Origin of the sequence: Halotia branconii CENA392, assembly GCF_029953635.1 — a bacterium.
Classification (GTDB): domain Bacteria; phylum Cyanobacteriota; class Cyanobacteriia; order Cyanobacteriales; family Nostocaceae; genus Halotia; species Halotia branconii.
Genome location: NZ_CP124543.1, coordinates 5,527,209 through 5,547,477, shown reverse-complemented (window position 1 = coordinate 5,547,477; position 20,269 = coordinate 5,527,209). Strand labels below are relative to the sequence as shown.

15 protein-coding genes are annotated in these 20,269 nt (G+C 39.6%); 6 read left to right on the top strand and 9 right to left on the bottom strand.

The features are described 5' to 3' along the window. Positions 1–1,218: an acetate kinase gene (locus tag QI031_RS24350; RefSeq protein ID WP_281482176.1), complete on the bottom strand. Its 1,218-nt coding sequence runs from the start codon at positions 1,216–1,218 to the stop codon at positions 1–3. Between the two features lie 98 nt (positions 1,219–1,316). Between QI031_RS24350 and QI031_RS24345 the strand changes: the two genes are divergently transcribed. Continuing rightward, the gene (locus tag QI031_RS24345; RefSeq protein ID WP_281482175.1) at positions 1,317–1,706 is read left to right on the top strand and encodes a hypothetical protein; all 390 of its coding nucleotides are present in this window, start codon (positions 1,317–1,319) and stop codon (positions 1,704–1,706) included. A gap of 307 nt (positions 1,707–2,013) precedes the next feature. Here QI031_RS24345 and QI031_RS24340 read toward each other — a convergent pair whose 3' ends face one another. The 4 genes from QI031_RS24340 to gap form a co-directional block, all read right to left on the bottom strand. Then, on the bottom strand, positions 2,014–2,226 hold the full coding sequence (locus tag QI031_RS24340) for a PDDEXK family nuclease (RefSeq protein ID WP_281482174.1): 213 nt from the start codon (positions 2,224–2,226) through the stop codon (positions 2,014–2,016). Between the two features lie 215 nt (positions 2,227–2,441). Beyond that, positions 2,442–3,443: a transaldolase gene (locus QI031_RS24335; protein ID WP_281482173.1), complete on the bottom strand. Its 1,002-nt coding sequence runs from the start codon at positions 3,441–3,443 to the stop codon at positions 2,442–2,444. A gap of 153 nt (positions 3,444–3,596) precedes the next feature. Further along, positions 3,597–5,027 (bottom strand): pyruvate kinase, encoded by a 1,431-nt coding sequence (gene pyk, locus QI031_RS24330; RefSeq protein ID WP_281482172.1) that lies wholly within the window; start codon positions 5,025–5,027, stop codon positions 3,597–3,599. A gap of 199 nt (positions 5,028–5,226) precedes the next feature. After that, entirely contained in the window at positions 5,227–6,258 is a 1,032-nt protein-coding gene (gap, locus tag QI031_RS24325) for a type I glyceraldehyde-3-phosphate dehydrogenase (protein ID WP_281482171.1), read from the bottom strand. A 784-nt stretch (positions 6,259–7,042) separates the two neighbouring features. On the opposite strand from gap, the gene fba reads away from it, so the two are divergent. Then, positions 7,043–8,122, top strand: a complete 1,080-nt coding sequence (gene fba / locus QI031_RS24320) for a class II fructose-bisphosphate aldolase (protein WP_281482170.1) — start codon at positions 7,043–7,045, stop codon at positions 8,120–8,122. A 100-nt stretch (positions 8,123–8,222) separates the two neighbouring features. On the opposite strand, the gene QI031_RS24315 is transcribed toward fba, so the two are convergent. Next, a complete protein-coding gene (locus tag QI031_RS24315; RefSeq protein ID WP_281482169.1) occupies positions 8,223–9,047 on the bottom strand; it encodes a hypothetical protein in 825 nt (274 codons plus the stop codon). Positions 9,048–9,860: 813 nt separating this feature from the next. After that, complete coding sequence (locus QI031_RS24310) at positions 9,861–10,259, bottom strand: hypothetical protein (RefSeq protein ID WP_281482168.1); 399 nt, start codon at positions 10,257–10,259, stop codon at positions 9,861–9,863. 271 nt (positions 10,260–10,530) lie between these two features. Between QI031_RS24310 and QI031_RS24305 the strand changes: the two genes are divergently transcribed. Then, entirely contained in the window at positions 10,531–13,080 is a 2,550-nt protein-coding gene (locus tag QI031_RS24305) for a hypothetical protein (RefSeq protein WP_281482167.1), read from the top strand. Positions 13,081–13,327: 247 nt separating this feature from the next. Here the strand turns inward: QI031_RS24305 and QI031_RS24300 are convergent, their stop codons facing one another. Next, positions 13,328–15,004 (bottom strand): extracellular solute-binding protein, encoded by a 1,677-nt coding sequence (locus tag QI031_RS24300; protein WP_281482166.1) that lies wholly within the window; start codon positions 15,002–15,004, stop codon positions 13,328–13,330. Between the two features lie 630 nt (positions 15,005–15,634). Here QI031_RS24300 and QI031_RS24295 point away from each other — a divergent pair. After that, entirely contained in the window at positions 15,635–16,972 is a 1,338-nt protein-coding gene (locus tag QI031_RS24295) for a TMEM143 family protein (RefSeq protein WP_281482165.1), read from the top strand. A 163-nt stretch (positions 16,973–17,135) separates the two neighbouring features. Beyond that, complete coding sequence (locus QI031_RS24290; RefSeq protein ID WP_281482164.1) at positions 17,136–18,290, top strand: extracellular solute-binding protein; 1,155 nt, start codon at positions 17,136–17,138, stop codon at positions 18,288–18,290. Here QI031_RS24290 and QI031_RS24285 read toward each other — a convergent pair. Then, on the bottom strand, positions 18,287–18,823 hold the full coding sequence (locus QI031_RS24285; protein WP_281482163.1) for a hypothetical protein: 537 nt from the start codon (positions 18,821–18,823) through the stop codon (positions 18,287–18,289). The genes QI031_RS24290 and QI031_RS24285 overlap by 4 nt on opposite strands. 139 nt (positions 18,824–18,962) lie before the next feature. Between QI031_RS24285 and purB the strand changes: the two genes are divergently transcribed. Continuing rightward, complete coding sequence (gene purB, locus QI031_RS24280; RefSeq protein WP_281482162.1) at positions 18,963–20,258, top strand: adenylosuccinate lyase; 1,296 nt, start codon at positions 18,963–18,965, stop codon at positions 20,256–20,258. The last annotated feature ends 11 nt before the right edge of the window (positions 20,259–20,269 follow it).

Here is a 20,269-nt window from a genome sequence, read left to right as displayed (position 1 = left end):
TTATCTTTTCAATATTTGCCAACATTCTTGAGCGATCGCCCAATCTTCTTGAGTACGAATTACTAATACTCGCACTGCTGAATCTGGTGTAGCTATATCCTCATCTACAGGATGGTGCTGATTTTTTTCCGGATCAATTTTCAGATTCAAAAATCCCAAAGCTTCACAAGCGGCTTGGCGAATCCCTGGAGATTTTTCACCAATCCCAGCCGCAAATATCAAAGCATCTAATCCCCCCAGACTAGTTAGCATAGCACCAATACCAGAACGTAAGCGATGCACATAGATATCCCAAGCCAGTTGAGCGCGATAATTACCTTGAGCGATCGCTTCCATAACTTGAGGTAAATCACTGGATACTCCCGAAATTCCTCGTAAACCAGAAGCTTTATTCAGTAAATAATCGAGACTTTCGGCAGAATAATTAGATTGGCGCAACAAGTAAATTAAGATACCTGGATCGATGGAACCACAACGGCTGCCCATCATCAATCCATCTAAAGGTGTGAATCCCATAGTTGTATCAATACTGCGACCGTTTTTAACTGCTGCCAAAGAACAACCATTACCTAAATGACAAGTGATTAAACGCAGAGATGTTAAATCTCTACCAAGAATATCAGCAGCCCGACTAGAACAATATTGATGACTAATGCCATGAAATCCGTAGCGGCGAATGCCTTGCTCTACCCACTCATAAGGGCCAGGATAAATGGCTGCGGCATCCGGTAGAGTAGCATGAAATCCTGTATCAAAAACTGCTACTTGGGTGACTTCTCCTAAGCTTTGTTCAATCGCTTCTATTCCTTCTAATGCGGCCGGATTATGAGCTGGAGCTAAGTTAGACAGACTAGCGATCGCTTTTTTTACATCCTCATCAACTATCACACTACCTCGATAATTCTGTCCGCCGTGTACCACACGATGTCCTACCACATCAATTTCTGATAGTTGGCCAATCACCTTGGTAGCGCCGCGACTGAGGGTATAAAGCATATAAGCAACATGGGCGCGGCGAGAATCACCATAAATTGATTCTTGCAGCGTTTCACCCGTAGCTGTTTTTACCTTAATTTCTGCCACACCCCGATCTTGAGTCCAGTTAACTTTTCCTTCCCAAAGAGGTTGGGGCGCTTCATTAGGAAGAGCATCATCGGCAATTTCATACAAACAACTTTTTTGGCTGCTTGATCCGGCATTCAATATGAGTACTTTCATACTTTTGCATTACTGATGTTTGTGAATTTTGAACTACATAATTACTAATTTCAAGTAATTAATAAATTTATTACCAATAGTCTAGGAAAAGCAAAAACGTGAAAGGTTTCAAAAAGCTATCCTCAATCGTGCTGCTAGTATTAGCCTTTACCTATCCGCCTGCTTTGGCTCAAGCTAAGGATAGTAGTCTCAATAATGTTACTAATGAACAAAGTCAGGAGTCAGAAACGAATTTAGTTAAGGGTCAAAGTGGAGAACTTTTACTAACTCGACGACGGACTCGACGACAACATTATAAACGAGGGCGGAATCGACAACATTATAGACAAAGAAATCGACAACATTATAGACAGAGGCGGAATCGACAACATTATTATCGAAGACGCTATCGTTCTATAAATTATTCTGGACAACGCTATCGTCATGGAGAATGGGAACTTGTGCGCGATCGTCATGGAAGATTAATGTATAACTGGCAGCGGTTTTAATGATTGATGTTTAACTAAATACGGTTCATGTCAAGCTGAAAACTATGATTAACATAGGTTGGAAAGCTTGAAGGGAAGTTTCTATGCTACTTGCTATAAAGTAGGAAACTTCCCTATTTTTTATTGTTTTTTAACTTTTTACTAGCTAAATGGCATCTGCTGGCTTCGACTTCGCTCAGCCAGTAACAAACTTTTTGCTGCTTGTATAAAAGACTCAACTTCACTAAATTGCATTTAGAATATCCTGTAAAAAATCTGTATAGCTTTGTTTTATATATAAATAAATTGCGAAAGTTTTTATACTATCTTACCCTTGCAAAACTTGAGCAGCAGTCAACTTTAAATCAGCAAATACAAGCGAAGCGATCGCATTATCGCCTACATACACCTTCTCTTCATAAAAACCTTCTATCCATTCCAGAACTGTTACTTGCTCTTGTATCGGATCGACGATCCAATACTCATACCAATTCTGTATGAAGATGCGCCCAATTATCTCAGGCTTAGTATAAGAAATCAAAAACGTAGACCGAAGGGCTTGCCGTAGGCTACCGCAAAGTACGCAAAGTACGCCAAGATTAAGAGTTTAAGAGAGTTTGGCGCAGCTTCACAAAGAAACGGTATCAGCAATACCCCGCGCTCCATAAAATAATTAAGTTCGTAGTCAGGACTTTAGTCCTGAGTTTTAAGCACTAAAGTACTTACTACGAACCAATAAATTTTGCCGTCTAAATTCTAATGACTTGTTACTGCTTCTTCTAGACGACTTAGCCTTTCTGCCAATAGCTTCTCTAAAGAAACTAATGCTTTGGTGAAACCATCGATGCCTTCTGCTAGTTTGTCAGATGCCATGCGGTCAGCAGCGTGCATCTTGTCAAAGGTAGCTTTGTCAATGGACATCTTTTCAATTTCCAAGTTTGCAACTTTGGCGGGGTCGAGTTTACGTGGTAGTTCGCCAACGGTTGCTTGTAATTCTCCCAATAGCGCTGGAGAAATCGTCAGCAAGTCACAACCTGCAAGTTCGGTAATTTCGCCAACGTTGCGGAAACTGGCTCCCATGACTTCGGTTTTATGACTGAATTTCTTGTAGTAGTTGTAGATTTTAGTAACAGACAATACACCAGGATCTTCAGCAGAAGGGTAGCTATCTCGTCCAGTGTCTTTCTTGTACCAGTCAAGAATCCGTCCGACAAAAGGAGAAATGAGGGTAACACCAGCTTCAGCACAGGCGATCGCTTGGTGCAGACCAAATAATAAGGTTAAGTTACAATGAATACCTTCTTTCTCCAAGATTTCCGCAGCTTTGATACCTTCCCAGGTGGTAGCAATTTTAATGAGGACGCGATCGCGGCCAACTCCAGCAGCTTTGTATTGGGCAATTAATTCTCTCGCCTTAGCGACGGTAGCATCTGTATCAAAAGACAAGCGAGCATCTACTTCTGTGGAGACCCGACCGGGAATAATTTGTAAAATCTTCAAACCAAAGGCAACTGCCAAACGGTCAAAAGCCAGAGAAACTATCTGCGCTTGGCTTGCACCTGCTCCGGCATCGTTTTTAGCTTGGAGTAAAGTTTGATCAACAATTTCCTGATATTCTGGCATTTGTGCCGCAGCGGTAATCAGGGAAGGATTGGTAGTAGCATCTTGGGGTTTGAACTTCTCAATCGCTTGAATATCCCCAGTGTCTGCAACCACTACAGTCATTTGGCGCAATTGTTCTAGTAAACTTTTAGACATAAAATACTCCGGGATGGTTGTTTATTGAGGATTTACTGATTTCCCTATTCTTTAAACTTGTTTCGGTGTCTACAATTTATGATTCTGGCAATTTTTCTTCATCATTGCCCAATTTTGCTTTATGTCCACAGCCACAGCCTCATTCTAGATGCATCAAGCTGAAATTGGCTGTCCAATCGAATGCACTTTAATTAAACTAGTTGTTCCTGATTTACCAATTGGCACACCAGAGGTAATCACTACCTTATCACCCAAACTCGCTAGACCCATTTCTACAACTGTGTCTACCACATTCATAAACATCTCTTCGGCATTGTAGACTGGCGGAATTAGCAAGGGTTCAACACCCCAAGACAGAGCAAGTTGACGATAAGCGGTTTCATCAGGAGTGAGGGCAATAATCGGTGTAGTCGGACGATATTTAGACACCATTTTTGCTGTACTTCCTGAAGAAGTGTTACACAAAATTGCTCGTGCGCCTGTTTCATAAGCGATGCGACATACTGCTTCGGCTACCGATTCGGTGACGCTGAGACTACCTGCATCATGACACCAGGCATGTCTACTACCTTCATTTAAAGACTGTTCTGTTCTGACTGCGATATTGTGCATCACTTGGACAGCGGCGCTAGAGTATTGTCCCACAGCAGTTTCACCAGAAAGCATTACCGCATCTGTACCATCCAAGATTGAGTTAGCGACATCGGTAGCTTCAGCACGGGTAGGATCAGGAGCGCTAATCATCGACTCTAGCATTTGGGTAGCTGTAATTACTGGCTTACCAGCTTGATTACAACGGCGAATAATGTCCTTTTGAATTAGAGGTACTTCATGAATCGGCATTTCTACCCCTAAATCGCCACGAGCAATCATTACAGCGTCGGCAACTTCAAGAATAGAGTCAAAATGTTCTACAGCCTCTGCTCTTTCGATTTTGGCAATTAAGCGAATTGAAGCCCCAGCAGCTTCGATCATGCGTTGGGCTGGTTCTAAATCTTGAGGCGATCGCACAAAGGAAACCGCTACCCAATCTACGCCTAACTGAATACCGAAGCGCAAATCCATCAAGTCTTTCTCGGTAATAGAACTCACAGGTAAAGGAGTTTCTGGGAGGTTTACTCCTTTGTGAGTTGAAATAACACCACCAATTTTGACCAAAGCTCGAATTTTATCAGCATCGCGATCGGTAACAATCAACTTGACACGACCATCATTAATCAAAATCGGTTCGCCTGGCCGTACCATTGCAAATAAAGTCGGCAAGGGTAAGGGTAATTCGTCGATGCTATCACCCTTGTCTTGCAGCAAAAAAGTGACTTCCTCACCAGTTTCGACTGTTAGCCCTGCCGGTGGTAGAGTTCCCAACCGAATCTTCGGACCACACAAGTCTTGCATAATCGCGATCGGCTTTTGCTGTTCAGTACTAATTTGTCTGAGATGCCGAGCAGTTTGGGCGTGAAATTCATAAGCTCCGTGAGAAAAGTTCAATCGCGCTACATTCATGCCCGCTTCCACCAAAGCTTGCAGACGCTCAGGTGCAGATGTAGCCGGCCCAACAGTACAAATAATTTTGGTTCGACGCATAGGATTAGGGTTTAGGTGTTGAGGAAAATGCGATTTGGATGCCTCAGGCGATCGCCTTAAACATTACCAAATTTGCATGTGTTTCATATTACTAAATTGCTAAGTAAAGACACTTAATTTAATCTTGCTTTTAAGCATTTACCCAAATCCCAAAAGTTAATCACTTTGTAAAGACGCGATTAATCGCGTCTCTCCTGAATCAAACCACGGCAACTTGTTCTTTCTGTGCCATCACCAACATCAGGTCAACAACACGATTCGAGTAGCCCCATTCGTTGTCATACCAAGCAACTATCTTGAAAAAGTTGGAGTTCAATTCAATTCCAGCACCCGCATCGAAGATACTAGAGTGGGTATCGCCTTGAAAATCTGTCGATACAACTTCTTCATCTGTGTATCCCAAAATACCTGCTAACGCCCCTTCTGCTGCTTGTTTCATCGCAGCACAGATTTCTTGGTAACTGGTAGCTTTAGCAGTCTTAAAAGTCAAATCAACCACAGAAACATCGGGAGTAGGAACTCGAAACGCCATCCCAGTTAACTTGCCTTTCAACTCCGGTAATACCAGTGCCACGGCTTTAGCTGCACCAGTAGAAGAGGGAATAATGTTCTGGGCTGCACCTCTGCCACCCCGCCAATCTTTCTTGCTAGGGCCGTCTACAGTTGGCTGAGTAGCAGTCATGGCGTGAACTGTGGTCATCAATCCTTCGGTCAATCCAAAGTTATCATTGATCACTTTAGCAATGGGAGCCAGACAGTTTGTAGTGCAGCTGGCATTAGAAACGATTAGATCCTTGCTAGGGTCAAATAAGTCATGATTGACACCCATCAATAAAGTAGGAATACGATCAGGATCTTTGGTGGGAGCAGAAATTATTACTCGCTTTGCACCTGCCTTGAGATGGTTTGCCGCTCCTTCATATCCAGTGAAGAGTCCTGTAGATTCTACGACATAATCTACACCCAACTGTCCCCAAGGTAACTCTGCGGGATTCCTAACTGATATGCAAGGAATAAAATGCCCATCAATAACGATACCGTCTTCCTTTGCTTCAACCTTGCTTTTGAGCTTACCGTGGGTCGAATCGTATTTAAATAAATAAGCGAGGTTATCTGGCGGTACTAAGTCGTTAATGCCTACAAACTCGATATTGGGGTTATCGATGCCAGCACGTAATACAAGTCGTCCAATTCGACCAAATCCATTAATACCAACTTTCAATTTACTCAAGATTAAACCTCCTGTTGTGGGAAGCTGAACAAAAACAGAAAGTTAAAAGTCAAAATAAATTGCCTTTTACTCTTTACTTTCTGATCCTGACAGCCTTAAGTTGGCTAAAGCATATTTAGCTGGCATCTTTTAAGGTTTCCATAACTAATCGAAAAATCCTCACAATTGCTCTGACCAAGTGTAGCTAGAGATCAAATTTTCTGTTTGTTTCAACACATTTTTGCCATCGACAAGTCTTTATTGACTGCTTTGGATAGTAGAAATGCGATCGCAGTTAGTCAATATTTTGTCACTGCCAAAGGCAGGGGAGTAGGGAGTTGTTAGCAGAGTGGAGGTAGTAACGGATCTTGTACTTTGACCAATCCAGAGCGTCTACCGAAGAAGGGGCTTGATATTCATGTTCCGCTCCACAACTTCAGGGCAGGGCTTGCTCCCCCCGCTCCCTGCCCCCTGGTTACTGAGCGCAGTCGAAGTATGCCCCTTTGCCTTTTGGGTCACGAGCAATCACTTGTGAAGATGAACAGAGCGATCGCTTATGGTAGACTATTTAAAACAATACGTTACCAAAACACGCTACTAAAACCGATCAGTGTGACGTAGCACACTTGACAGTAGTTTAGTTCCAGCATCAGGCATCTTGATTAGTGATGGCGCAAACTTTTTCAACATAAGCACACTACTCTAGTTATAATTTCCTATAAGTTGAAAAAACTCTTAAAATTTAGCGTAATTATTGCGCTTCTCTCACACCGACTAGCTGACAACAACATTAGGAGGACTATTTATGGCGCTTGTACCAATGCGGCTGCTTCTAGATCACGCGGCTGAAAACGGTTACGGCATCCCAGCTTTCAACGTTAACAATTTAGAACAGATTCAAGCGATCATGAAGGCGGCGGCAGAAACAGATAGCCCCGTAATTTTGCAAGCTTCTCGTGGCGCTCGTAATTACGCAGGAGAAAACTTTCTGCGTCACCTGATTTTGGCAGCGGTAGAAACCTATCCTCAGATTCCCATTGTCATGCACCAAGATCATGGTAATGCTCCATCTACTTGCTACTCAGCAATGAAGAATAACTTTACCAGCGTCATGATGGATGGCTCACTAGAAGCTGACGCTAAGACACCAGCCAGCTTTGAATATAACGTCAACGTTACCCGCGAAGTAGTAAACGTAGCTCACTCCTTGGGTGTTAGTGTTGAAGGCGAACTTGGTTGCTTGGGTTCTTTAGAAACCGGTGCTGGTGAAGCTGAAGATGGTCATGGATTTGAAGGTACACTTGACCATTCTCAACTACTAACTGACCCCGACCAAGCAGTTGATTTTGTCGAAGCAACTCAAGTAGACGCTTTGGCTGTGGCTATTGGCACTAGTCACGGTGCTTACAAGTTTACCCGCAAGCCAACTGGCGAAATTTTGGCAATCAGCCGGATTGAAGAAATTCACCGCCGTTTGCCTAACACCCACTTGGTAATGCACGGTTCTTCTTCTGTACCTGAAGATTTACTTGCACTAATTAACCAGTATGGTGGTGCGATTCCTGAAACCTACGGCGTACCTGTAGAAGAAATTCAAAAAGGTATCAAGAGTGGTGTACGCAAGGTAAATATTGACACCGATAACCGTTTGGCGATTACTGCTGCGGTACGTGAAGCTTTGGCAAGTAATCCTAAGGAATTTGACCCCCGTCACTTCCTCAAGCCTTCTATCAAGTACATGCAAAAAGTTTGTGCTGAACGCTATCAACAATTTGGCACTGCTGGCAATGCTAGCAAGATTAAGCAAGTTAATCTGGAAGATTTTGCAGCTAAGTATGCTAAGGGTGAATTAAATATGATCACCAAGTCAGCTGCTAAAGTTTAATTTCGTTAACAAATAAATAAGCCGGGGGACTTTAATGTTACCCGGTTTTTTTATGGTGTGCGATCGCTGATTGTGGACATAAAATCTGTTAACACCTGTTCTAGTTAATATCGTGGATAGATTTGGAAGCAAACTCAAAGTAGTATTTGTGCCAATCTGAAAACAGATCAATACGTTCTGAACCTGCAACAGCACTGTGATTAAAGTATCGATACTTGTTTTGACCTACACTAAGTTTAGGTTTATTTGTAGAAAAATCCCAATCAGTTCTTCCTAAAAATAAGTGTTCACTATTTACCAAAAAGCCGTGCCAATGAGGTACATTTTTGTACACTCTAGCTGAAATCGAAAATCTGTCACGCCAGTCATCTGGTAATCTATTGATGAAATTTTTGATCTGCATCACTCGTTGTCTACTTTCTGCTGCCCAATTAATATCGTAAGTTTCAAGCTGGAGTGATTCTAAATAATCACTATCAACAAGTAAGATTTCAGTATTGATATGTGCATTTGCATAGTCCTTTAATAGTTTAGGAACTTTACCAGCAACAAAATTCCATGAAAATGTCATAGAAACCGCCAATATTTTAATTTCTACATAATTTTTGCTATTAAACTCATCATTTTCAAAACATTCTCGAATCCGCCTTTCCGTATCTTGAAGTGCTTCTAAATAATCAGTGTAAGGCTTCTCATTGTGAGCTATTTTCTCTATGTTATTGTTAATTTCTTTAAGAATAAAGGTCATTTCTTGACTTTGATGAGTGAGTTTTCCAAGTTGTTTGTGGGTTTCTACTTCTACTCCACTGCTTGAAACTTTAGCTTTTACCAAACGAGTGATTAAGTCAGAAACAGGTTTGCGGTAAATTATGCCAAGAATTAGCGCCACAAAATATGGTGCTGCAATATGTATGTTATTAATCATGTGATCTCAACTATGGTAATGAATTACTAATGGTTTATTCGGTGCGATGATTTCTTGATTCAAGAGGAAAACGATTGCACTAAAGAACTTGTTAACAGTTTTTTTGGTGATGAAAAAAGCGGGCGATCGCTCCTCTGCTCCTCTGCTTTTTCACTTAACGCAGGGATTCTAAAATAACTGTTATTGTTATTAAACACAAAAGGATCATTCCCAACTTATAAAACAAATTTCCCACAAAGGGCAGTAGCATTATGAAAATATCCAAAGCTCCAAAGCCTATTGATAGAACGTAAGCGATCACGAAAGCAAATATTGCTAATAAAAAACTCTTGATGAGCTTAGCAGTTAATTTTTTCATGGTTGTGAACTTCTCAGATAAAGTTGATGTGATTCAAGTTTTAAGCTCATCCCATCTTGTGAAAGGGTGGCAATACGGTTCGGATAAGCTCTTGAAGCATGGAGGAAAGGAAGTTATTGTCTAGTCTTCTTCTTCCCCTGCCTCTCTTCTTCCCCTGCTTACCTCAACAGATCAGTTTGTTAATCGAACAGTATTGGAAGGGGTGGTATTTCACGTCAGTAGTCATTTGTTTTTACTACTGACACTAGAAGAATCATGAATTTGTGTTTTTAGTAGATAAAAACGCAAAAACGGATGTGTGAAGCTTAAGCTTCAACTACATCCGTCGTGGTTATTCCCATCGATGCGATGATCCTTAGTATAAATTTATTCAGTTGTTTAGAATTACCCTCACACTAGGTGCAATTCATTTCAAAAATGTATGAGGTACAGCTGTGCTGTCGTTACCTCTAAAATCAACAAAGCTTAATTCCGTGGACTATTGATGGACAAAACTGAAATCCATATTGACCGTATTGACTCCTCTGCTCACGATGCCAGATCAGAATATTTGCATGACCTTGCTGTAGATGAAAAGTCTCAAACAATGCACTGTTAAGCATTGTCATAACTTGATCTACAGTTTCCAAGGTTTCTCGCTGTCTAAGTAACGGAGGAGTCTTCCAAACAGCTAAGTCTTCTGGTGCAATTAGAAAGTTTCGGTAAAATCCATATTGGCACTTGGTTTTATACTGTCCTCGAATAGGACAGCACTGGATTTCTATAAATCCAGCCGTATTGGATTGCTGAAGCCTAGCTACGTGGTCTTCACAGGAGTCAAGGATTTGCTCTATTGGGAGGCATAAACTATCCATACACTGTAAATTTGATGTTGTGTGTAAATTATAAAAACATGTTTTCCATGATCAAAAATGTAGCGTATGCTACTGAAATAAATAAAAATGAAGATTTTTTGAAGAAAATCTCAAAAAAACTATAGAAAACCCCATAATTAACAAGATTTCATAAAAATAAAGTTTTGTAAAATTAATTTCTGTATTAGAAACGACAAAAAAAATAAGAAAGAACCATTTCAATGTCAATATAATTTACATCTAGATTTTCGTTCTAGCTAGAATAAAGATTATGAGCCAAGAAAGCATTGAAGACCAAGAAGAACTACGGGAGCTGCTCTACTTTTACTTAGACAAAATGGGAGCAACCCAGGTAGAGTTATCTGAAGGGATGGGGGTTAGCCGTCCAGTTGTAATTAATTTTTTGAATAAAGGTAAAAAGCAACGATTGCCAGTTGACCGTAAAAACTTGATTAAACTATGCGAGAGTCTGCAAAAAGGTAAGGTATCCAAAAAGAAATCAAAAATAGAGCTTGAAAGTAACTCAGGAGAAATTGAATCTAATATTGACGAACTGCCTAATCCTGAAAAAATGCGTGAATTGTTGGGAAAAAGCGGAGTGGACGAGTTACTGGAGTCCGCCGGGTTTTTGCCAGAAAAAACCAAAATTATTCGAGTAACTCCAGAAGTGTTTTTTCAAGTGGCTCAAGTAGTTACATTACTTGAGTTTTTGGATTTTGAAGATTTAGTGCCTACAACCCAGGAGTTCTTAGCGATCGCCAGTAATAAAATAGCGATCGCCAGCAAAAAGCTTTTTCAAGAAAATTCTAACGATCAGGAAAATGACTACCTAAAATCTCTGATTGATAACCTCGAAAACCACCCAACATTAGGTTTAAAACTGAGACTCGAAGTAATTGACAAGCTACAGCGAACTTGGAGAAGACTTAAAGCTGGAGGCAAAACAAGCTTTAGTCAGCAAGAAGCGATTAGACTGTTCATGAGCATTGCGATCAAAGAGCAAATGCCTAAAAACTTACCTAACCTTCATATTAGAGTTGAAAAAACAGAATTTCAAACTTTATCTAAATATATAAACGCGGGAGAAGAGTATAAAGATTTATACCAGAAGTTTGTACGAATTGGTTATCAGGCAGAATGCGAACTGAAAACTCCAGGTTCTTATTCAACAAGACAAATAGAGGCCAAGTCCTTTGATTTGCTTAATCCAGTAATTATGGCGAAAGTGACTTGTAGCTTTAGTTACAACAATCAACCTAGTGAGTTGATTGAATGGATTTATACTTCTGGAAACACAATTTTAGAGAATGCTATTGGTGCTTGTAGCTTACACATGGGCTTAACAGAAGATATAGGTAACATCAGCATCTCGACAAAAACCTTAGACAGCAGCATTGATTCTTTAGTTGAAACAACTATAATTTTGGGAAAGCAGCAAAAGTATCAAGGGATTTGGGTAGATCGGGACTCAATGATCACTATGCTACAAGCGACTGTCTACGCTGCTAAACAATGGATTGTAGATCAGAATGCAAATGACAAACTCGATATAGAAATCTACGTTTCAGCGTGCAAAGCTCTTTCTGAATTGAGAAAGCGATTAACTAGAGCCAGGAAAGCTTTTCAGAATTTTCAATTTCTGGATGATGAATGTCAGCCAACTGAAATTAATAGAATTGCCGATATAGCTATAGATGAACTGAAGATAATTCCCAAGGAAAACATTTATTTTTCATATCGGCTCAATTTTTATCGTTGTTATCTTCTGGCAAAACGACTGGAGCTAAGACTATCTAACACTCAAGGCAATATCAGTAATTTAAAGTCGCTCATTGCAGAAATTCAAAAAGTATTTGAGGATGATGAGGAAGTAAAACAAGAGCTTGTTCCTATACAGGCTCTTATACAGTCAGAGATCTATTTATATGAGCTTTCCTGCGGACATGAACCAAATTTATTTGAATCCCACCAAAGAAGCAAGTGGCTTGAATTAGAAGAATGGGATAGTAAAATTAAAAACGCAATTAAACGAGGATCTTGCTATAAAGACCCAGGTTTGGATATTTATAAAGCCTTATCTGAAATTTATGGAAATGCCGCGCGAATAGAGTTCTACCTGAGCAATGATAAAAATACACTTGAAAAAGCCATAGAACATTTTCTCAAAGCAGCACACTACGCATCACGTATTGGCTCAACTCAGCGAGTGACTAGATGGTTAGCTTTAGCAGGACGAGTCGGGGTAAGACTTGGAGATGGTAACTTGTCAATACAGGTCTTTAAGTTTGCTGATAAATTTGCTAATGCTAGTTTAACAACTGGTCACAGTGAAAACTTCCGCCAAGCAGTTCTTTCAGAAATTTCTTTGCTGCATGGAGAATATTTACTATTAATTCAGAATGACCCTACTAATGCTTTAGAGCGTTTTTTAAAAGCCCTTAAAGGCTCTATATATTTAGGCTTAAATCGCCGTATTTGTGATGCTCTCTTCGATATTTTTAGGTGTTCAAAAAAACTGGGTAATTTCAGCACTAAAGAGGGGCTAACAAGAGTATTTATGGGAGAAGATCAATTAATTGAATCAAATAAAAACAAATTAAATCCAACAAGTAACCGCACCTCTGAAAAAGTTTTAGATTTGTTGTGTTACCTATGGAGTAGAGAAAATAATCCTAGCTGGTTCCAAGTACAAAGTGAGTTCTCTAAACTTGCTACAGATATTTGGCAAGGATGGCATAATGATACATCTGAGCCTGGAACAACGACAAAACATCCTATTGCCAAACGGATTGAAAATGAATCTTGGCTTTGTCAAATTTAAAATTTGCTCAAAATATAACATGGAAAGGTAAACATCCTGTGGTTAAGTTAGTAGTTCAAACTGATGAAACTGGATCAAGCTTACTAAAAAAAGCTAGCGCATCAATAGAATACACTTAGACTCACTGGAGGAGACAGTCAACAATTTATTGCAGTCATTGGTGAAGCTGAAATCGTCTTTACCTGATGACTGTAGAAGAAAAGCTGCTGAGTGTTCTGGAGTCTAAATATAGGATGCTCCAAGCGCATTAAGTATTGAGATGATTCTTCACTCTATCCCGTAACATCTCTACAGCTTTTCGCGTATCTACAACATTACGTTGTAATATGTTGCGAACTCCATTAAGATAAACCTCCGATATTATAGGGTAACTTCTATCTGTTAAAGAGGATGGTCTTTGCACAATCACAGGAGATTCACCCGTAAACAGCTTGTTGAGTTTAGAATTATCCTCATTATCATTAAGAAATGGAAGCTTATCCAAGACTTCTGCATCAGTATAAAGTTCTTTTAAGGCAGGAACTTTACCAGTTTTAAGTGCAAGTAATTTTTGTTGCTCCCTACTTAATAAGAATTTTACAAACTCAATTGCAGCTTTCTTTTGCTTTCCTTGAGAATGAGCATTAATCATTAACTGCCATCCGCCTAATGCGGAAGCATAGGTTGCATTCTTATCATCACCTTTAGGTAATAACGTCACCCCAACATCACCTTGAAGATTTGGCAGCTCTGGACTTTCCTTAAAGGTATCGGAGTAAGCATATAGCCAGTTACGCATGAAGGCAGCATTGCCTTTTCTCCAAGTTCGGTATGCCTTTTTATGATCGTAGTCTATAAGGATATCCGGTGGCGAAATTTTACCAATCCAGTTTTTTGCTCGCTCAAATGCTTTAGTAGTTGCTTCTACATTAATATCTACATCTATGACGTTATTCTTTACGGCAACAACAGTACCGCCACCATGAGAAAACTGCCACTCAAGAGCGTTACATACTAACCCTTCAGATGGATCACCTTGCCAAACAAAACCCCAGAAGTCCTTATTTCCTAGCTTTCGCTCTTGATTCTGAATTTCCACAGCCTTCTGTTCCAACTCCTGCCAAGTATTTGGTGGAAGGTCGCTTTGAAAATACTTTTTCAGTAGGTCTTTGCGATAAAAAAGTAGCCCATTATCAATGAACCAAGGTACAGCGACAAGCTTAGTATTATTACCTACACGAACTTTATTATTTTCAAAGATATTAAAATTAAATTTATTGGAAAAGTCCTGAAAAATTGGTTGTAAATTTGCTGCGTGTCTTGCCATTAACCCAGTCCAAATTACGTCAATAGCAAACACATCAACTTCATCCCCTTGCTTGAGTGGAAGTTCTGGATCAAGTGCTTCTAAAAATTGATCTAGACGTTTACTAACTCCAGTTTTAACAGGAATAATTTCGACTTTTACACCAAAATCTTTTTGAAATTGTTCAGCAGCACTCTTCTCCCAAGTGCGTGTCCAATAATTATCAATTGACTCACGATCCGGTTCAGTTTGCAACATCACCTTGATTGTCTCACCATGCAAGTCATTCTGATTATAATTCCAAAATAGTATTACATTTACAAGGACAAAAATAGCAATCACTGTCTGGAATTGCCACCTTTTGATATTTTGTATTTTTCCCATCATCCATATCAACACCGCTAAGGCGATGAGAAAGATTACCCATGACAATGTCCAATCTTTCTCTTCTAAGCCAGGAGAGACAAATAAAAGCCCAAGAGCAGTAGCTGTAGCAATTAGTGGCTCAAAGGGAAAGTCACTAGTGCGAGTACGGAACCAAGTTACAAACTGATCAACTAACCAAAGTACAGAGATGCATAAGATAATCAATCCACTTACATAGGGAACAAGCAATTTTGGCGGTTCCGATAGATCCATAGTTAACTCCTTTTCATTTCTGTATTATGTTTTCAACACAGTGTTATCAATTAGACAAGTTTGTATTTTTACAATTACAGTAATTCGTTATAATAAATAACATAATCAGTATGTGATAACTCCTGAATCGAATTACCAAATAAATACATTGTTATTTCGTGTTATTCCTAAAAATATCTGATATATATAACGGTTTTCTTTACTGGCACACCATTACCACAAATGGCAAAAATTATCTTCAGGACAACTTTTGTATAAATATTTTTTATTATAATTGAGAGTTAGTTTTTCCGGTTCTTCAGTACTTGATATGGCAAACTAATTTAGATTAGTTAACATAGTTTGATTTATTCTCCCCGACTTACTTATACTAGCAGAAACACTAGGCGATTAGAAATCGCGGCTACACAAACAAAGTCCCTGACGCTCGATGACTCGCTACCGCTACGCTAACGGGTGATGCTCCTTCGTCGCTCGCTAACGATTCGCTAACGCAATCGATGGGAACCGCCAAGACTGTGACTCTCTCACCGCCTACGCGGAATATCTTAAAACTCGCACAGGCGGTGAGACCAGCGCTGCGGGGTGGTTTGACAAACTTATTAGTTGGATTTTGATTAATCTCATAACATGACTGTTCACGAAAACCGAGAAGCATTTATTCCCTACAATCGCACCGATATTATCAAACTTTGTCTGCAAGATGGTCAGCTAGATCAAGCCGAGACAGAAACATTTAAAGAATTTTGTCAAATCTTAGCTGCATATTATCACTTTCGCTTTTATCACACCTTAGAAATTATCAAAGAAAACTACATACCCTTCAACCCCAATGCAGATATCCAACCCATGACTCCACCAACATTTGAACAGTATGATGAAATGGAGTTAAAAGTGGTTGATGCATTTAAAAATATTGTGGAAAGAGCTAATTATATTCTTTTACCTCAACCACTTGTGCAACGAGCATTAGATACAAAATCTCTAATTGATTTAAAAACGCAAGTTGATTTCGATGAATTTGATCGATTCATCTGCTATTATCAGGGCGACACTAATAAAAAAATTTCGATCAAAAAATTATTTTTTTGGCAAGAAGAAAAAATTATTGATATTTTTGAGCGAATTGTATTGCTAGTTAAATTCAAAGAAGCAGATTATTTTAGGAATAAAAAAGATAAAATCAATGAATTGAAATTTATTCCCGGTAAAATGTATGTCTACTTCTATAAGAATATTCCCAAACTAGATATTGACTTGCTCTTTCCTAACGTAGCAACGAGTATGACCTGGAAAGATCGATTACTATTTGGGATTCCTGCCATTGGTGCAGCAATTCCGCTAATATTAAGAGCATTGCCAAACCTATTATTACTGCTTGCTGCGATTTTACTGGTGCTAAATATACCATTTTTTATCGAATCATTAGATGTAGAACCAGATAAAGTCCGCAATGTAATGCCCGTATTAGTAGCGACTCTATCATTAGCGATCGCCTTAGGTGGATTTGCCTTTAAACAATATACTAATTATAAAAACAAAAAAATCAAATTTCAAAAAGATGTCACAGAAACACTGTTTTTCAAAAATTTAGCTAATAACGCTAGTGTATTTCAAATGTTCATCGATTTAGCTGAAGAAGAAGAATGTAAAGAAATCATCTTAGTGTATTATCATTTACTCACTAGCCCGATTCCCCTCAATCCTCAACAATTAGATGCTCGCATCGAAACTTGGATGGAGAAAAAACTAGGCACGACAATCAATTTTGATATCCAAGGGCCATTGAATAATCTAGAAAATATTTATGGCAAGGTAAACACAAATGACAAAACAGCACCGGAAATTCCTTTATTGACTTATGATGACCAGGGATGTTGTCATGTTCTTCCTTTAGAGGATGCGAGGAGGGTAATTGATTATGTTTGGGATAATGCTTTTTTATATAATGGGATAAATTTGTCATAACTCTGCAATATATTTCTCCTAGCCATTTCAAAGTTACTCGTAAAATTTCTTGACACTCCAGTAAGGAAAAGGGTCTAGGAACTAGGGGCTAGAGTGGTGTATTTCATCCATAAGAAAATCGCTATAATTATTGCTTACATAACTAATGTATAATCCCAAATTAATGGATCGACGGTCTTTTTTACAAGGTATAGGTGGGCTAGTACTTTCACAGTTGTTAGTTGGATGTAATGGAAAAAACCAGACAAAATTAAATGTACAGCTATTGAAAGGTTCTATTCCTAGTCAGGTAGTTAATAAATTTCGCCAACATTTACAGCAGAAGGTGCAATTAAAATTTGCCCCAGTCGAACAAATACAAAATTTATTTGAGCAATTGCAAGGTTGGCAAAAGCAACCAAAACCCACTCAAGAACCGATTTGGAGTCGTTTTGTCCCATTTAGGCAATCTCCAACTCCTGTAGCCGATTTGGCGACTTTAGGAGATTCTTGGCTGGAAACGGCAATTAAACAAAAACTGATTCAGCCGTTAGCAGAGACAGAGATTAAACAGCTAAAACATTGGTCTATTTTAGATGCAAGATGGCGACAACTAGTAACACGAAATGACCAAGGCAACCTGGACACTCAGGGAAAAATTTGGGCTGCTCCCTACCGTTGGGGTAGTACGATGATTGTTTATGATCGTGACAAATTTCAAAAGTTAGGATGGAAACCACAAGATTGGAGTGATTTATGGCGAGATGAACTGCGATCGCACATTTCGTTATTAGATCAACCTAGAGAAGTAATTGGTCTAGTTTTGAAGAAACTCGGAAAATCATACAATACAGAAAATCTGGACACAGTACCAAACTTAGAAAAGGAACTCAGAACATTAAATCAACAAGCAAAGTTTTACAGTTCCAATAATTACCTACAGCCTCTAATTATTGGTGATACTTGGTTAGCAGTTGGTTGGTCAAGCGATGTCATACCAGTTTTAGGGCGTTATCCCCAACTTGCCGCCGTTGTGCCTCTGTCAGGAACAGCAATTTGGGCAGATTTGTGGATTCGCCCTATAAATGTAACCAAAAGTGATTTATCATCTCAATGGATTGATTTTTGTTGGCAACCAGATGTCGCTAAACAAATTGCTCTTTTGACCAAAAGTAATTCACCAATTTCTACCAATATTGTTCCTACCGATATTCAAGAACCTTTACGCAACCTGTTACAGAATAACAGTGAGGTTTTTGCTAAAAGTGAATTTTTGCTTCCTTTACCTCCATTAGTGACAAAGCAGTACAAGTCTTTATTCACCAAAATCAAGGCTTAATTAGAACGCAACAGACCTAACATATTCTGAGCATTCATTTGAATATTGCATGAGGTTGGACTTGTATTAAAGTTACAAGTATAAGTCGCCAACATATCTTTTTGATAATTGAAAACTCGAACGTTATAATCTTCCTTCCTGACTTGGCTACCCAAGCGATTGACAAAACTATAGCGCTCCAGATAGTTTAGTAAACTCCAAATTTGCTGATTTACTATCAAGTCTACTCGGCCAGGCTCTTGTCCAGAAGGTGGATATGCGATCCAATTATCCAACAGCTTGTTTTCGGAGTTTTCTTGTGCCCACCATAAACTAGGAGTGGTTAATCCTATGAGGCTAATAGTGTTAGCTGTAATAACATTACCATTTGGCTTAGTCAATAAATCTAGTTGTAATGGAGCCTTTGAAGGTTGTGGAATTGAGGACGTTTCTGCTAATGAAGATGAGGTTGGTAAAAGAGAAGTTGCAGTTAGACTAATAGCTATTAATAATGAAAGTGGTATTTGACGACCAGACAGTTTATGTTTAAGCATAAGCTATATAAATATTATTATTGGCTCACAGATCCCCGACTTCTTTAAGAAGTCGGGGATCTTTTAGGGATCTTGAGTAAATTAAATATATTGGGCTAATTAAATTGTAGAATATGACAGTTGTATTCAACAGCGAACGTTGATTGAGCGTTATACTTTGCCCGAAATGGGCGACCTGTGGACTGAATCTTATAAGTTAACAACCTGGCTACAGGTAGAGATTGCGGTCTGTGAAGCCCAAGCCCAACTGGGTTACATCCCATCTAGTGCAGTTGAGGAAATTAAAACCAAGGCAAATTTTGACCCCAAGCGGGTACTAGAAATTGAAGCAGAAGTCCGTCATGATGTCATCGCCTTTCTCACGAATGTTAATGAATATGTTGGTGATGCCGGGCGTTATATTCACTTGGGTTTAACCAGTTCAGATGTGCTAGATACGGCTTTAGCACTGCAATTGGTCGCTAGTCTAGATGTATTGTCACAGCGCCTAGAAGATTTGATTGGGGCTATTCGCCAAAAGGCGCATGAACATCGCTATACAGTCATGGCTGGCCGATCGCATGGTATCCACGCTGAACCGATTACCTTTGGTTTTAAGTTGGCTGGATGGTTGGCAGAAGTGTTGCGACATCAAGAACGCTTAAAAATTCTGCGCGAAACGATCGCCGTTGGTAAAATTTCTGGGGCGGTAGGAACTTATGCCAATATTGAACCTCGTGTAGAAGCGATCGCTTGCCAAAAACTTGGACTCCAACCCGATACAGCCTCAACACAAGTGATTTCCCGCGATCGCCATGCTGACTATGTGCAGCAGTTAGCCTTAATAGCAGCATCCATTGAACGTTTTGCTGTGGAAATTCGCAATCTACAAAAAACAGACGTTCTAGAAGTCGAAGAATTTTTTGCCAAAGGTCAAAAAGGCTCCTCCGCCATGCCACACAAGCGTAACCCCATCCGTTCTGAACGGCTGACAGGAATGGCGCGACTGGTAAGAAGTCATGCCGGTGCAGCCTTAGAAAACGTTGCCCTTTGGCACGAGCGCGATATTTCCCACAGTTCTGTAGAACGGGTAATCTTGCCAGATGCTTGCATTTTGACGCACTTTATGTTGGTGGAAATAACCCAATTAGTGAAAAATTTATTGGTTTATCCAGATAACATGGCCAGAAATCTCAATTGCTATGGTGGTGTAGTATTTAGCCAAAAAGTGCTACTCGCTTTAGTAGAAAAGGGAAGCAGCCGAGAAGAAGCTTATACGATCGTCCAAGAAAACGCCCATGCCGCTTGGAATAAACCAGAAGGCGATTTCCACAATTTGATTAGTAAAGATCCGCGTGTTACTCAAAGGCTGTCTTCAGCAGAAATTGAGGCATGTTTTGATCCTCAGCAACATCTGCGGCATTTAGAAGATGTTTACCAAAGGTTGGGTATATAAAACTGGGCATG